Genomic DNA, 13,277 nt, shown 5'->3' on the forward strand with positions numbered 1-13,277 from the left:
TGTGCTCCTACTGCAATACGAAATTGGTGAACAGCAGCTGGTCGACGACCGGACTGCCGACTTCCTTCTGTGCCACTTCCTGCACCACCGCGGTGGCCTTCTGGCGCAGCATCTCCTGCCCGACCGGGCTGCTGGCGAGGGTGTCGAAGCCCTGGCCGGAGAACATCATCACCAGGTTGTTGCGGATCACCGGCATGTGCACCTTCAGCGCCTCAAGGTCGGCCTGGCTGCGCCCCTGCATGGTGATGCTCACCTGCATGTAGCGCTGGCGGCCGTTCTGGTTGAAGTTGACCACGAAGGCTGGGGCCAGGGGTTCGTAAATCGCCGCCGGCTTGACGTTGCTCTGCGCCGCATCAGGTACCGGCGCCGACTCGCTCTTGTGCATGAAGAACCAGGTGGCACCCACCGACAGACCGACCGCCAGGAGCAGGGCCAGCACCAGCAGCAGGATCAACTTGAGTTTGCCTTTAGCGGCGGGGTCTTTCACTGCGTCACTCTTAGCCATGCCAATAATCCGTCGTCCATCGGGGTTTCAAAGAAGGATGACGTGGCTTGAGCAAGTGTTATGCCAGATTTGGCCGAGAAGGAAGGTACCGGCCCTGTCGCCGGACAAGCGCCACCCTAAGGTGGCTGCACAGGGCCGGAGAAGGTCAGGCGTAGTAGTCGACCATGCTGTCGCCGACTACCACCTGCTGCTCGGTGGCACGCGCGCCAGCGGCAGGCTCAATGCCCTCCCCGCCTGCCTCGGCACGGCGCGCCGCCACGCCGGACAGGCTCGAGCCACCCTGCTGCGCCTGCTGCTGTTGCTGGCCACGGGACTGGTCGGCCACGCTGACGTCCGGCTGCGCCAGTCCCTGCTGGGCGAACAGCTCGCGCAGTCGGTAGACCTGGCTATCCAGCGCATCACGCACACCGGCATGGCCACTGACGAAGTGAATCTGGGCTGGCTGGTCCGCCGCGACATTGACGCGGATGTCCAGGCGCCCTAATTCAGCGGGTTCAAGCTGGATGTCAGCCGACTTGAGGTTCTGGCTCGACAGGTACATGACCCGGTTCACCAGACCTTCGGTCCAAGCGCCCTGGTTCATCGCCAACGGCTGCTGCAGCGGGTTCGGGTTCGGCGTCACCGGCACGGCATTGGCGGTCTTGGGCGTCGCCGCCTGCGTCAGGCTGGCCAGGCGGTCGGCGAAGTCATCGACCCGCGTGTCGCTGCTGGCACCCTTGATATCCTTGAGGCCATCGTCGATCAGCCCGGCGAATGCCTTGTCGCCATGCTCGGCGTTCCCCGCCTCCTGCTCGGCCTTGCCGACCACGTTCGCCAAGGTATTGACGGCTGCGGCGCCCGGATCGGCAGGCGCCTGGTTGCTCTCGGAGCGGGCACTGGCCGCATGGGCCGATGTGGTCCCCTTGGCCTGGGCGTCCTGCTCCAGCGCCAGGCGCAAGGTCGGCATGTTGGCCAGGGGGTCCGCCTCCGGATCGAACGCGGCATCCTTGGCAGGTTCCTCGACGACCGCAGCCGGCGGCAGCGCTGGCTGTGGCGTCTGCACCGCCGCCTGCAGCACCGGCGCGACCGCTTCGGCCTGGGCCTGGATCAACTGCGCGCCCGGCTGGGCGTCGGTGACCTGGCCGGCCACCAGGCTGGCGTCGAGGGGCGCGGCAGTGTCGCCGTCGGTGGAATCATCCGTTTCAGCAGCAGGTTTGCCAGCCGGGACGGATGGCAAGTTCTTGCCGTCATCGGCAACCGCCGGCTTGCTGGCATCCTCCGGCTTGCCGCCTGCGGCAGGCGCGGACTGGTCCTTGGATTTGGCCTGGTCGGCGCCCTTGGCGAGCTTGTCGTCACGCGCCGGAACGCTGTCACGCCCCTGCCGGGCCATGACCTGGTCGAAGCCATTGCCCTGGCTGGCCGGGGCTTGCAGCGGCTTGTCCGCCACACCGGCAGCCGGGCGCGACGTCTTGTTGACGAGGCCGGCTTGCAACAATGGATTGGATGCGACAGGCATTGAGAGGTCTCCGCGGCAGAACAGGTAAAGTGCGTCTGTGCGAAGAAAAGCAAAACTCGCGCCAGCTTTTACTCGGCGGCGATCCGCAGCCGCTCGCCACGGTAGAAGCGCTGGACTTCCAGGTACTCCTGGTCGATGCGATTGATCAGGTCTTCGATGCCGTACAACGGCTGTTGGCGAACCCGCTCCTCGAGCTGCCGGCACAGCTCGGCCAGGCCAACGGCCCCCATGTTGCCGCTGCTGCCCTTGAAGCTGTGCGCGGCCAGACCCAGTTCTTCGGCATCCTTGGCCTTGTGCAATTGGCTCAGACGCCGCTCGGAGTCCTCCAGAAAGGTTTCCAGCAACTGCAGGTAGCCATCTTCCATGACCTCCCGCAAGTCACTCAGCACCTTCTGATCGATATGCATGTCCACCACTTGTTCACTCCCTGATCAAGCCTGAGTAGGCCCAAGCCGCGCAAACCGGCTCACCATTGAAACTCCACGCGCGCCAGACGACCACCCTCCAGCCACTGGGCATTTTCCGCCAGCCGCCGCACCAGGCTCACCCCGCGCCCACTGAAACCCTGTCCACACGGCCTGTCGAGCGGCAGGCGCGCCACATCGAAACCCGCACCGCTGTCGCGGACCTCGATGGTCAGACGCCCACCAGCACCTTGAGGTTCCACCCGCAGGGCAATGCCGACGCTGCCGCGCACCTGCCGGCCCAGGCGCTCGCCGCGCTGGCGATAGTACTCGGCGAAGCCGTCGGCGTCGCGCTTGAGCGCCGAGTCCAACCCCAGCACGCCATGTTCAAGCGCATTGGCGTACAACTCGCTCAAAACACTGTGCAACTTGCCGCTAATGGGCCTGAGCCCATGGATCTCCTGCAACAGCTGTACCAGGTAAGGAACCGGGTTGAAGCGCCCCAAGCTCTCACCCCGCAGCTCGAAGTGCATCGACCAGTCCAGCGGGCTGGAACGACCACTGTCGGAATACACCACCGCCTGCGGCACGACATGCTCAGGCCCCAGCATGCGGATATCGCACAGGCTGATATCGTCACGAGACTGACCACCGAAACCCGCCAGCGCCTGCATCAGCTCATCGAACAACACTGCCGGATCGCGGTTGGCCGCAAGCACCTCGCGCAGGCGCTCCACGCCGAACAGGCAGTCCTGCGCATCACCCGTATCAACCACGCCGTCGGACAGCAGGAACAACCGCTCTCCGACCGCAAGCGGCATCACCTCGGTGGTATCGTCAAACTGCTCGGGAGGCAGGATTCCCAGCGGCAGGTGGCGTGAAGGCAACACCTCCAGCACCTCACCTTGTGCCGACAACCGGTAGCCATCCGGCATGCCGCCGTTCCAGAGCTCAACCGTTCCCCGCTGGAAACTCAGGTTGAGCAACAGCGCGCAACAGAACATATCCACAGGCAGGATGCGCTTGAGCTTGGCGTTCATCTCCCGCAGCGTTTCGACCAGGCCATAACCCTTGGCGGTCATGCCATAGAACACTTCCGCCAAGGGCATGGCGCCGACCGCGGCCGGCAAGCCATGGCCGGTGAAGTCCCCCAGCAGCACATGCATGTCGCCCGAGGGCGTAAACGCCGCCAGCAACAGGTCGCCATTGAACAGCGCATAGGGCGACTGCAGGTAACGGATGTTCGAGGCACTCAGGCAGCCGGAGTGGGCGACCTTGTCGAACACCGCCTTGGCCACCCGCTGCTCGTTGAGCAGGTGATGGTGATGGCGGGCGATCTGGTCGCGCTGCTCGAGCACCGTCGCCTGCAGGCGACGCAAGCGATCCATGGCGCGGATCTTCGCCGCCAGGATGACGGCACTGTAGGGCTTGGCCATGAAATCGTCGCCCCCGGCCTCCAGGCAGCGCACCAGACCCTCCTCTTCATTAAGGGAGGTCAGGAAGATGATCGGCACCAGCGCCTCGCCGGCCAGCGCCTTGATCCGCCGCGCCGCCTCGAAGCCATCCATCACTGGCATCAGCGCATCGAGCAGCACCAATTGCGGTCGCCGTTCAGCGAACAGCGCCACCGCCTGCTCGCCGTTCTCGGCAGTGACCACCTCATGCCCCTGGCGCCGGACAATCTGCGCCAGCAACAGCCTGTCTGCGGCGCCATCCTCGGCCACCAGCACGGTCAACGGCTGATCGGCGGACATGGCCACGCTCAACTGATATCGAACAGCTTTTCGAAGTTGGAGATCGCCAGGATCTTGCGCACGTCAGGGCTGGCATGGACCACACGGATATCCGAGTCCTCGCCGCCGACATGGTCGCGCAGCAGCAGCAACATGCCCAGGGCCGAGCTGTCGAGATACGTGGCCTCTTTCAGGTCGACCACCACGGAATCCGGACGCGGACGCTGATGCTCGTAGGCATCCCTGAATTCCTGGTGCTTGCCGAAATCGAAACGACCCTTGACCTTGATCGTCAGCTTTTTCCCATCCTGTGAAAAATCAGTTTCGACTGCCATGCGAGCGATTCCTTCGATGATGGCGAATGCGACTTCTGAAGGTTTAGCAGGCGCTGGCGACAGGCGCCAGTCAGGCCGATCAGGGGTGGCCCTGGCGCGGCAGACGCTGGGACAGCTCGTCGAGCAGCTTCTGCTCGCGCTTGTCCTCGGCTCGACGTGCTTCGTCCAGATAACGCTGGACCAGCTTGCGCAGCCCTTCGACCCGGGCATAGGCCTGCTGCCAGGTGTTGCGGGCGTTATTCAGGTTGTTCTGGTGCCAGGCCATGCTCTGGCGCTGCTGGGTCATCGCCGTTTCCAGCTGACCGAGGAAGCGCTGGTAGTTGACCAGCCAGTTGCCGTCGACGCCCTGGCTGCCGCGATTGATCCACTGCTGCTGATAGGCCTCGCGAAAACTCTCGAGCTCGGCCTGCTTGGCCTGGGCATCGCTGAGCAGCTTCTGGAAATGCCCCAGGCGCTGGGCGGCCTTGCGCTCGGCTTCCTCGGCCATCTCCACCACCGGCACCAGGCGTGCCGCTCGACTGGGCTGGGCCATGGCCTATCAGCCCGCCGGCGGCGCGAACACCGCGGCCAGTTCTTCACGGCTCTGCGCCATGCCGACGTTCTCGTCCAGGCGCTGGCGGAGGAAGTCCACCAGCTTGGGTTGCAAGGCGATGGCCAGGTCCGTTTCCGGGTCGCCACCGGCCACATAGGCGCCGACACTGATCAGGTCGCGGCTCTGCGACAGGCGCGACCACAGCTGCTTGAACTTCTGCGCCTGGCGCAGGTGATCGGGATCGACCACCTGAGGCATGACCCGGCTGATCGAGGCCTCGATGTCGATGGCCGGGTAGTGCCCTTCCTCGGCCAGGCGCCGGGACAGCACGAAGTGACCGTCAAGCACACCCCGCGCCGAGTCGGCGATCGGGTCCTGCTGGTCGTCGCCCTCGGACAGCACGGTGTAGAACGCGGTGATCGAACCACCGCCCGGCTCGCCATTACCGGCCCGCTCCACCAGCTTGGGCAGCTTGGCGAACACCGAAGGCGGATAACCCCGGGTGGCGGGCGGCTCGCCGATGGCCAGGGCGATTTCACGCTGGGCCTGGGCGAAACGGGTAAGCGAATCCATCAGCAGCAGGACATTCTTGCCCTTGTCGCGGAAATACTCGGCAATGCGCGTGCAGTACATCGCCGCGCGCAGACGCATCAGGGGCGCGTCGTCCGCCGGCGAGGCCACCACCACCGAGCGCTTGAGCCCCTCCTCGCCGAGGATGTGCTCGATGAACTCCTTCACTTCCCGACCCCGCTCGCCGATCAGGCCGACCACGATGATCTCGGCCTCGGTAAAGCGGGTCATCATGCCCAGCAGCACCGACTTACCGACACCGGTACCGGCGAACAGGCCCAGGCGTTGGCCGCGGCCGACAGTGAGCAAGCCATTGATACTGCGGATACCGACATCCAGCGGCTGGCTGATCGGATCCCGGTTCAGCGGGTTGATGATCGGGCCGTCCATCGGCACCCAGTCCTCGGCCTTCATCCCGCCCTTGCCGTCCAGCGCGCGACCGGCGCCGTCGAGCACCCGGCCAAGCATGCTCATGCCCATGGGCAGGCGACCACTGTCGTCCAGCGGCACCACGCGGGCACCCGGGGCCAGGCCAACGATGCTGCCGACCGGCATGAGGAACACCTTGCTGCCGGCAAAGCCCATGACTTCGGCCTCCACCTGCACCGGGTGGTAGCTGTCGTCGTTGATCACCAGGCAGCGGCTGCCAACCGCCGCGCGCAACCCCTCGGCTTCGAGGGTGAGGCCGACCATGCGCAGCAAGCGCCCTTCGACGACCGGCTGGTCGGGCAGCTTCACCGCGTCGGCGTAGCCCTCCAGACGTTTGCCGAAACTGGTGCGGTCAAGGCGCATCGGCTTCACCCGCTGGCACGTCCAGCTCGACGGAAATATCCGGCGCGGCAGGATGCAGGGCCTGGTCGTGGGACTGGTCGAACAGTTGCGCCACGGCCTTCTCGATACGGGTTTCCATGGTCGCGTCGATACGACTGTGAGCGGTCTCGATCCGGCAGCCGCCCGGCAACAGCGACTCATCTTCAAGCAGTTTCCAGCTCTCCTCATGGCGCTCGCGCAAGGCCTTGGCCAGCTCGAAGTCCTGCGGGTTGAGGTGGATACGGATGTTGTCAGCGCCCATCGGCAGCAGTTTCAGCGCCTCGCGAAGCACGTGGGTGATCTGGCTCGAGTCGCTGCGCAGCTCGCGACCGATGACCTGGCGGGTCATGTTGGCGACCAGTTGCACCAGGGCTTTTTCGATCTGCGTATCCTGTTCGGCAATGGGCTCGAGCAGGTGCTTCATGATCTGTTCGAGGCTGGCCAGCTTGGCCGCAAGGGCCACTTCGGCCTCCTGGCGAACCTTCAACTGGGTGCTGTGGAACCCTTCGCGCTCGCCAGTGGCGAAGCCTTCGTTGTAGGCCTCCTGGCGGATGGCCTCGAGCTCCTCGAGGGTCAGCGGCTGGACTTCCTCCAGCGGCACCTCTTCGACTTCTTCCTCGATGACTTCCGGCTCGGGCTCGGGTTCCGGCTCAGGCTCGGGATCGAAGCTGGGCAGCGCCCACACATCCACACCCTCGAGGTCGCGGGCACGGATCAGGTCACTGGGGTGTTCGGTGGTGGACATGTTTTCAGGTACTCAAAAGCCATCTGCAAGCAACGCGCCCCTGTAGGAGCGGCCTTGTGCCGCGAAAGGGCTGCAAAGCAGCCCCTCGATATCGATGTCACCGCAAAATTTGGGGCAGCCTTGCCCTTTCGCGGCACAAGGCCGCTCCTACAGGGGACCGCGTCGCCCCGCAGGTCAGATCATTTCCTCGGCGCCCTTGCCGCCCAGCACGATCTCGCCGGCCTCGGCCATGCGACGGGCGATGGTGAGGATTTCCTTCTGCGCCGTTTCCACGTCGCTGACCCGCACCGGCCCCTTGGCCTCCAGATCGTCGCGCAGCAGTTCCGACGCACGCTTGGACATGTTCTTGAAGATCTTGTCCTTGACCCGCTCGTCGGCGCCCTTGAGCGACACCACCAGCACGTCCGAGGACACCTCGCGCAGCAGCGCCTGGATACCACGGTCGTCGACGTCGGCCAGGTTGTTGAAGACGAACATCAGGTCTTCGATCTGCTCCGACAGGTCGCTGTCGATCTCGCGGATCGCGTCCATGAGCGCGCCTTCCACCGAACTGTCGAGGAAGTTCATGATGTCGGCGGCGCGCTTGATGCCACCCAGGGTGGTGCGCGCGGCATTGGAGTTGCCGGAGAACTGCTTCTCGAGGATCTGGTTGAGTTCCTTGAGCGCCGCCGGCTGCACGGTATTGAGCGACGACACGCGCAGGACGATGTCCAGGCGCACCTTGTGGTCGAAGTTGCTCAGCACCTCGCCGGCCTGGTCGGGGTCGAGGTAGGCGACCACGATGGCCTGGATCTGCGGGTGCTCGTAGCGGATGACGTCGGCCACGGCACGCGGCTCCATCCACTTGAGGCTGTCCAGGCCACTGGTGTTGCCACCGAGCAGGATGCGGTCGATCAGGCCGTTGGCCTTGTCCTCGCCGAGGGCCTGGTTGAGCATCTTGCGGATGTAGCCGTCGGAACCGACGCCCAGACTGGTCTGGTCGCCGACGATCTCGACGAACTCGCTCATCACCTGCTCGACCTGCTCGCGATGGACGTTGCCCATCTGCGCCATGGCCACACCGACCCGCTGCACTTCCTTGGGCCCCATGTGGCGCAGGACCTGCGCGGCATCGGTCTCGCCGAGCGAGAGCAGGAGGATGGCCGCCTTGTCGACGCGGCTCAGCTTGGCGGTAATGGCTCGATTGTCACTCATCGGCGTTGATCCACTCTTTCACGACCTGAGCCACGCGGCCTGGGTCTTCGGCCACCAGGCCCTTGATTGCGTTGAGCTGTGCCTCGTAACCCTCGCTCGGGCTCGGCAACAGAATGCTTGTCGGGCCACCCAGGCTGACGCGGTCGTTGGCCAGTTCGCCATCCAGACCGATCATGCCGCCCAGCTCCATGTCGCTGTCCGTGGCAGCCTGCTTGCCGCCACCTGTGATGTTGTTGAGCACCGGACGCAGCACGCCGAACACCAGCACCAGGATGAACAGCACGCCCAGCACCTGCTTGACGATGTCCCAGAACCATGGCTGCGAGTAGAACGGAATGTCGATCAGCTCGTCGCCACGGTCGGCGGCGAACGGTACGTTGATCACAGTGACGCTGTCGCCGCGGCTGGCATCGAAGCCCACCGCGTCCTGCACCAGGCGGGTGAAGCGCGCCAGGTCCTCCGCGCCCCACGGGGTGCGGGTGGCTTCGCCAGTGGCGGCGTCGAGCTTGACCTGGTCGTCCACCACCACGGCCACCGACAGGCGGGTCAGGCGACCTTGCTGCTGACGAGTGTGGCTGATGGAGCGGTCGAGCTCGAAGTTCTTGGTGCTCTGCTGACGCTTGTCGCTCGGGTACGGCGCGAGCATCGGCTGGCCGGTGGCCGGGTCCATGATCTGCTGGCCGTTGGCGTCCACCAGCGGCTGGCCGGGCTGGATGGCTCCGGCTGGCGTGGCGGCGGCCTTGGCATTCTCGGGCGCGGAGGCGCCGGCCGGCGGCTGGTTGCTCAGGGCGCCCGGCACACCTTGCGGACCCTGGCTGCTGGCACGCTGTTCGTTGACCGACTGCTCGCTGCGCAGCGCCGGTTGGTCAGGGTTGAACTGCTCGGAGGTGGACTCGACGGCGCTGAAGTCGACGTCGGTGGACACTTCGGCCTTGTAGCGGTCGTTGCCCAGCACCGGCTGCAGGATATTGTGCACGCGCTGGGTGAGCATGCCCTCCATGCGGCGGCTGTAGTCGAACTGTTTGCCCGCCATGGTCAGGGCGGTGTCCTGCAACTGATCGGAAAGCAGGTTGCCCTTCTGGTCGACCACGGTCACCTGGGACTTGTCCAGCTCCGGAACGCTGGTCGCCACAAGGTTGACGATGGCCATGACCTGGCCGGCTTCCAGGCTGCGGCCCGGGTACAGCTCGACCAGCACCGAGGCGCTGGGCTTGCGCTCGTCACGCACGAACACCGAACTCTTCGGGATTGCCAGGTGCACACGGGCGGCCTTGACGTTGTTCAGGCTCGATACGGTGCGCGCCAGCTCGCCTTCCAGGCCGCGGCGGTAGCGGGTGGCTTCCATGAACTGGCTGGTGCCCAGACCCTGCTCCTTGTCGAGCAGCTCGAAACCGACATTACCGTCGCTTGGCGCCACACCGGCGGCGGCCAGTTTCAGGCGCGCACGGGAGAGGTCGTCGGCCTTGACCAGCAGGGCGCCGGAGTTCGGCTCAACCTTATAGGGAATATCGGCTGTGGCCAGCGCGTCCACCACCTGTTTGGTGTCCATGCCCGCCAGGCTGCCATACAGGGGCCGATAGTCCGGCTGCTGCGACCAGAGCACCACGGCAAAACCGATGGCCACGCTGGCGGCCAGGCCGACCAGAAGACCGACCTGACGCAGCATGGGCATCTGCGAGATGTTTTCCAGGAACGCCATGCCGAACAGCGGCGGCTTGGCGACTGGCGGGCCACTTTTGGCGGGGGCGTTATCGACGACTGCTTCGGCCATGACTCACTCTCGCCCTTATACCGGCATCTGCATGATGTCCTGGTACGCCTGTACCAGCTTGTTGCGCACCTGGGTCAGGGCCTGGAACGACACCGAGGCCTTCTGCGAGGCAATCATCACGTCGGTCAGGTCGACACCGCTCTTGCCGATCTCGAAGGCGTTGGCCAGCTGGGAGGAAGCCTGCTGCGTTTCATGCACCTTGCCAATGGCCTGGCCGAGCATGTCGGCGAAGCTGCTCTGGCCGGGTGCCAGCTCAGGCGCGGCGGCAACCTTGGGCTGGGACATGGCTTCGGCCTGCATGGCGCGCATGTCCAACATCAGACGATTGAATTCAACACCTTGGGTCATGGACTTCTCTCTCCGGCTGCCGCACTTTTTTTGACACTCGTGCAGCGAATGGGTTGGAACTAGCAAGAGGAGTGCCAGCCAACCCGAAAATCATTCAAAACGACGTATCAACCGAACAGGCTGGCCTCGACATCCAGGCCCGCGTCACGCATCTGTGCCAGTTTGTAACGCAAGGTGCGCGGACTGATACCCAGGCGCTCGGCAGCCTCCTTGCGACGCCCGCGCTCGGCACGCAGGGTGTCGATGATCATCTGGAACTCGTGACGACGCATGTCGTCGCCCAGCCCTCCAGCCTCGGCAGCCGGCTCAACCGATAATGGCTCAATAGTGGCCACTTTCGGCACCGACAATGGAATGGCGCCAGCCAGACAGAAATCCGCCGCCTCGATGACGCCCCCCTGATGCAGAATCAGCGCGCGCTGTATCGCGTTGTCCAGCTCGCGCACATTACCCGGCCAGGCGTAAGCCTGCAGGCACGCCCGCGCCTCGGCGGACAAGCGCACCTGGGCATGGCGCATCTTTTGCGCATGCCGTGCCAGCAGACGCTCGGCCAGCGGCACGATGTCGGCGGGACGCTCGCGCAGCGCCCGCCAGGCCATGGGGAATACCGAAAGGCGGTAGTACAGGTCCTCACGGAAACGCCCGGCCGCCACCTCCCCCGACAAGTCGCGGTTGGTCGTGGCGAGAATGCGGATATCCAGGGCGATGGGCTTGCGCCCGCCGACGCGCTCGACCTCGCGCTCCTGCAGCACGCGCAGCAGCTTGGCCTGCAAGCCCAGCGGCATCTCGGAAATCTCGTCGAGCAGCAGGGTGCCGCCATCGGCCTGTTCGAACTTGCCGGCCTGGGCGGCGATCGCGCCCGTGAAAGCCCCTTTCTCGTGACCGAACAGGGTCGCCTCGAGCATGTTGTCCGGGATCGCCGCGCAGTTGATCGCCACGAACGGCTGGTCCACGCGTCGCGATTGCTGGTGGATATAGCGTGCCAGCACCTCTTTGCCGGTCCCCGATTCGCCGGAGATCAACACCGTGGAATCGCTTTGCGCGACCCGGGCCGCCAGCTCCAGCAACTGCCGACTGGCTGGCTCGCAGGCTACCGGCCCCTCCTCACCCGCTGAGACGCTGGTACCGACGGCATGCCGCGTGACCAGGCTGAGCAGCGCCTTGGGCTCGAAGGGCTTGACCAGATAGTCGACAGCCCCTTGACGCATGGCCTCAACGGCCCGTTCAACCGCCGCATGGGCGGTCATCAACAACACCGGGAGCTGCGGGTGGTTGCGGCGCAGCTGCGCCAACAGCTGGTGCCCATCCATGCCCGGCATGTTCACGTCGCTGACCACCAGGCTGAACGACTCCTCGGCCACCGCCAGCAAAGCGTCCTCGGCACTGCCGACGGCACGGTGGCAGAACCCGCCGATTTCCAGGGTATCGACCAGCGCCTGGCGCAGGACCCGATCATCCTCCACCAGCAGCACCTTGACACTCATTGACCTGCCTCCAGCCGGCTGTCGATCAGCGGCAACACCACGGTGACACAGGTGCCACGCCCAGGCTTCGAGCGCAGCCCCAGCGTGCCGCGATGCGCCCGCACCACGGCCTGAACCACGGCAAGCCCCAGGCCGGTGCCGGTGGCCTTGGTGGTCAGGAACGGCTCGCCGAGACGCGCAAGCAGTTGCGCATCGATGCCGCTGCCGGCATCGCTCACGCAGATGCGCAGGCTGTCGTCACGACGGGACAGGTGGACCTTGATCCGTGCCGGCTCATGACTGGCCTGCAGGGCATTCTCGATCAGATTGAGCAGCGCGCCGACCAGGGTGTCGCGATTGCACAGCAACTCCCCCAGATGGCTGTCGCACTGCCAGCGAACCGCATGCCCCTGGACATGGGCATGGGCCGCCTGCTGCAATGCCTGGAACAGCGCTTTCGGGCTGACGCGGTCGTTCAGCGGCAGCTCGCCCCGGGCAAACACCAGCATGTCACGCACCTGATGCTCCAGTTCGTGCAGGCGCTCCTTTAGGTTGCCGGCGAAACGCTGACGGGTCTCGTCCGCCAGCGCCTGCTGCGGGTCGGCCAGGTGACTGGCATACAGCATCGCCGCCGAGAGCGGCGTACGGATCTGGTGGGCCAGGGACGCGACCATGCGCCCCAGGGACGACAGGCGCTCGTGGCGCGCCAGCTGATCCTGCAGGCGTCGGGTTTCGGTCAAGTCATTGAGCAGCACCAGCTGGCCGGGCTCGGCATCGAGGGAACGCGTGGCGATGGACAGGCGACGCCCGTCACGCAGCGAGACCTCATGACCGTCATCCTCACGTGGCGCAAAACTGCGGGCGATCACATGGCGCCAGAGCACACCGACCAGTGGCTCGCCGAGCAACTCGCAGGCCGCCGGGTTGGCTTCGCGCACGTAGCCCTCGCCATCGATCACGATCACCCCGCCCGGCAGCAGGTCCAGCAGGTTCTGCAGGCGGTTGGCCAGGCGCTCCTTTTCGTCCAGCTCGGCCATGCGCTGGGCGCTGACCACCGCCAGCTCGCCCTTGAGCTCGCTGACCCGCGCCTCGAGCATGTTGTAGGACTGGCTGAGCTGGCTGGAAACCTGATCGAACAGGGCGAACGCCTGCTCGAGACCCTGCCGGCTTTCCTGCTCGAGCGGGGTGTGTCCTCGCGGATCGGAGGAATGGGAACGGTGGGCGGCCTGGGGCATCGTGCTCTCTCGCATGGCTGACCGTCATAAAAACGGTATGTTGCCTGCGGTGTAGCAATAGCCGTGCCGGAGATGGGGACAATGGGTTACGGGCTTGTTGATCGAGGGCAATGGCCGGGACTGTCGAACGCCCCGGC

General features: G+C 65.3%; 13 protein-coding genes. All 13 read right to left on the minus strand.

The genetic code is table 11. The annotated features are described in order from the left end of the window. Nucleotides 1-7: 7 nt before the first annotated feature. The 13 genes from fliL to V0R62_RS00760 all read right to left on the minus strand — a co-directional run bounded on the left by fliL (nucleotide 8) and on the right by V0R62_RS00760 (nucleotide 13,140). A complete protein-coding gene (gene fliL / locus V0R62_RS00700) occupies nucleotides 8-505 on the minus strand; it encodes a flagellar basal body-associated protein FliL (RefSeq protein ID WP_330102319.1) in 498 nt (165 codons plus the stop codon). A 145-nt stretch (nucleotides 506-650) separates the two neighbouring features. Then, nucleotides 651-2,000 carry a flagellar hook-length control protein FliK gene (locus tag V0R62_RS00705; protein ID WP_330102320.1) on the minus strand — a complete coding sequence of 450 codons (1,350 nt, stop codon included), beginning with the start codon at nucleotides 1,998-2,000 and terminating at the stop codon, nucleotides 651-653. Nucleotides 2,001-2,068: 68 nt separating this feature from the next. Further along, complete coding sequence (locus V0R62_RS00710) at nucleotides 2,069-2,407, minus strand: Hpt domain-containing protein (RefSeq protein WP_408005612.1); 339 nt, start codon at nucleotides 2,405-2,407, stop codon at nucleotides 2,069-2,071. 59 nt (nucleotides 2,408-2,466) lie between these two features. Then, nucleotides 2,467-4,158 carry an ATP-binding SpoIIE family protein phosphatase gene (locus V0R62_RS00715; protein ID WP_330102322.1) on the minus strand — a complete coding sequence of 564 codons (1,692 nt, stop codon included), beginning with the start codon at nucleotides 4,156-4,158 and terminating at the stop codon, nucleotides 2,467-2,469. 8 nt (nucleotides 4,159-4,166) lie between these two features. Continuing rightward, nucleotides 4,167-4,472 (minus strand): STAS domain-containing protein, encoded by a 306-nt coding sequence (locus V0R62_RS00720; protein WP_050706670.1) that lies wholly within the window; start codon nucleotides 4,470-4,472, stop codon nucleotides 4,167-4,169. Nucleotides 4,473-4,551: 79 nt separating this feature from the next. After that, nucleotides 4,552-5,004, minus strand: coding sequence for a flagellar export protein FliJ (fliJ, locus tag V0R62_RS00725; protein WP_028692794.1), 453 nt, complete (start codon nucleotides 5,002-5,004; stop codon nucleotides 4,552-4,554). Between the two features lie 6 nt (nucleotides 5,005-5,010). After that, nucleotides 5,011-6,366 carry a flagellar protein export ATPase FliI gene (gene fliI, locus V0R62_RS00730; RefSeq protein ID WP_330102323.1) on the minus strand — a complete coding sequence of 452 codons (1,356 nt, stop codon included), beginning with the start codon at nucleotides 6,364-6,366 and terminating at the stop codon, nucleotides 5,011-5,013. Beyond that, nucleotides 6,356-7,129, minus strand: a complete 774-nt coding sequence (fliH, locus tag V0R62_RS00735) for a flagellar assembly protein FliH (protein ID WP_330102324.1) — start codon at nucleotides 7,127-7,129, stop codon at nucleotides 6,356-6,358. The genes fliI and fliH overlap by 11 nt, the downstream gene beginning before the upstream one ends. A gap of 174 nt (nucleotides 7,130-7,303) precedes the next feature. Then, nucleotides 7,304-8,323: a flagellar motor switch protein FliG gene (gene fliG / locus V0R62_RS00740; protein ID WP_028692791.1), complete on the minus strand. Its 1,020-nt coding sequence runs from the start codon at nucleotides 8,321-8,323 to the stop codon at nucleotides 7,304-7,306. After that, complete coding sequence (gene fliF / locus V0R62_RS00745) at nucleotides 8,316-10,094, minus strand: flagellar basal-body MS-ring/collar protein FliF (protein WP_330102325.1); 1,779 nt, start codon at nucleotides 10,092-10,094, stop codon at nucleotides 8,316-8,318. The genes fliG and fliF overlap by 8 nt, the downstream gene beginning before the upstream one ends. Nucleotides 10,095-10,109: 15 nt before the next feature. After that, on the minus strand, nucleotides 10,110-10,442 hold the full coding sequence (fliE, locus tag V0R62_RS00750; RefSeq protein WP_028692789.1) for a flagellar hook-basal body complex protein FliE: 333 nt from the start codon (nucleotides 10,440-10,442) through the stop codon (nucleotides 10,110-10,112). 107 nt (nucleotides 10,443-10,549) lie between these two features. Beyond that, entirely contained in the window at nucleotides 10,550-11,926 is a 1,377-nt protein-coding gene (locus V0R62_RS00755; protein WP_330102326.1) for a sigma-54-dependent transcriptional regulator, read from the minus strand. After that, nucleotides 11,923-13,140: a sensor histidine kinase gene (locus V0R62_RS00760; protein ID WP_330102414.1), complete on the minus strand. Its 1,218-nt coding sequence runs from the start codon at nucleotides 13,138-13,140 to the stop codon at nucleotides 11,923-11,925. The genes V0R62_RS00755 and V0R62_RS00760 overlap by 4 nt, the downstream gene beginning before the upstream one ends. Between the last annotated feature and the right edge of the window lie 137 nt (nucleotides 13,141-13,277).

Origin of the sequence: Pseudomonas carassii, from assembly GCF_036324045.1 — a bacterium.
GTDB lineage: Bacteria > Pseudomonadota > Gammaproteobacteria > Pseudomonadales > Pseudomonadaceae > Aquipseudomonas > Aquipseudomonas peradeniyensis.

Coding starts and splice junctions, on each gene's coding strand:
- fliJ (WP_028692794.1), bottom strand. CDS start 5,004: ATGGCCCAGCCCAGTCGAGCGGCACGCCTGGTGCCGGTGGTGGAGATG.
- V0R62_RS00755 (WP_330102326.1), bottom strand. CDS start 11,926: ATGAGTGTCAAGGTGCTGCTGGTGGAGGATGATCGGGTCCTGCGCCAG.
- V0R62_RS00705 (WP_330102320.1), bottom strand. CDS start 2,000: ATGCCTGTCGCATCCAATCCATTGTTGCAAGCCGGCCTCGTCAACAAG.
- V0R62_RS00710 (WP_408005612.1), bottom strand. CDS start 2,407: ATGCATATCGATCAGAAGGTGCTGAGTGACTTGCGGGAGGTCATGGAA.
- fliI (WP_330102323.1), bottom strand. CDS start 6,366: ATGCGCCTTGACCGCACCAGTTTCGGCAAACGTCTGGAGGGCTACGCC.
- fliH (WP_330102324.1), bottom strand. CDS start 7,129: ATGTCCACCACCGAACACCCCAGTGACCTGATCCGTGCCCGCGACCTC.
- V0R62_RS00720 (WP_050706670.1), bottom strand. CDS start 4,472: ATGGCAGTCGAAACTGATTTTTCACAGGATGGGAAAAAGCTGACGATC.
- V0R62_RS00760 (WP_330102414.1), bottom strand. CDS start 13,140: ATGCCCCAGGCCGCCCACCGTTCCCATTCCTCCGATCCGCGAGGACAC.
- V0R62_RS00715 (WP_330102322.1), bottom strand. CDS start 4,158: ATGTCCGCCGATCAGCCGTTGACCGTGCTGGTGGCCGAGGATGGCGCC.
- fliG (WP_028692791.1), bottom strand. CDS start 8,323: ATGAGTGACAATCGAGCCATTACCGCCAAGCTGAGCCGCGTCGACAAG.
- fliF (WP_330102325.1), bottom strand. CDS start 10,094: ATGGCCGAAGCAGTCGTCGATAACGCCCCCGCCAAAAGTGGCCCGCCA.
- fliL (WP_330102319.1), bottom strand. CDS start 505: ATGGCTAAGAGTGACGCAGTGAAAGACCCCGCCGCTAAAGGCAAACTC.
- fliE (WP_028692789.1), bottom strand. CDS start 10,442: ATGACCCAAGGTGTTGAATTCAATCGTCTGATGTTGGACATGCGCGCC.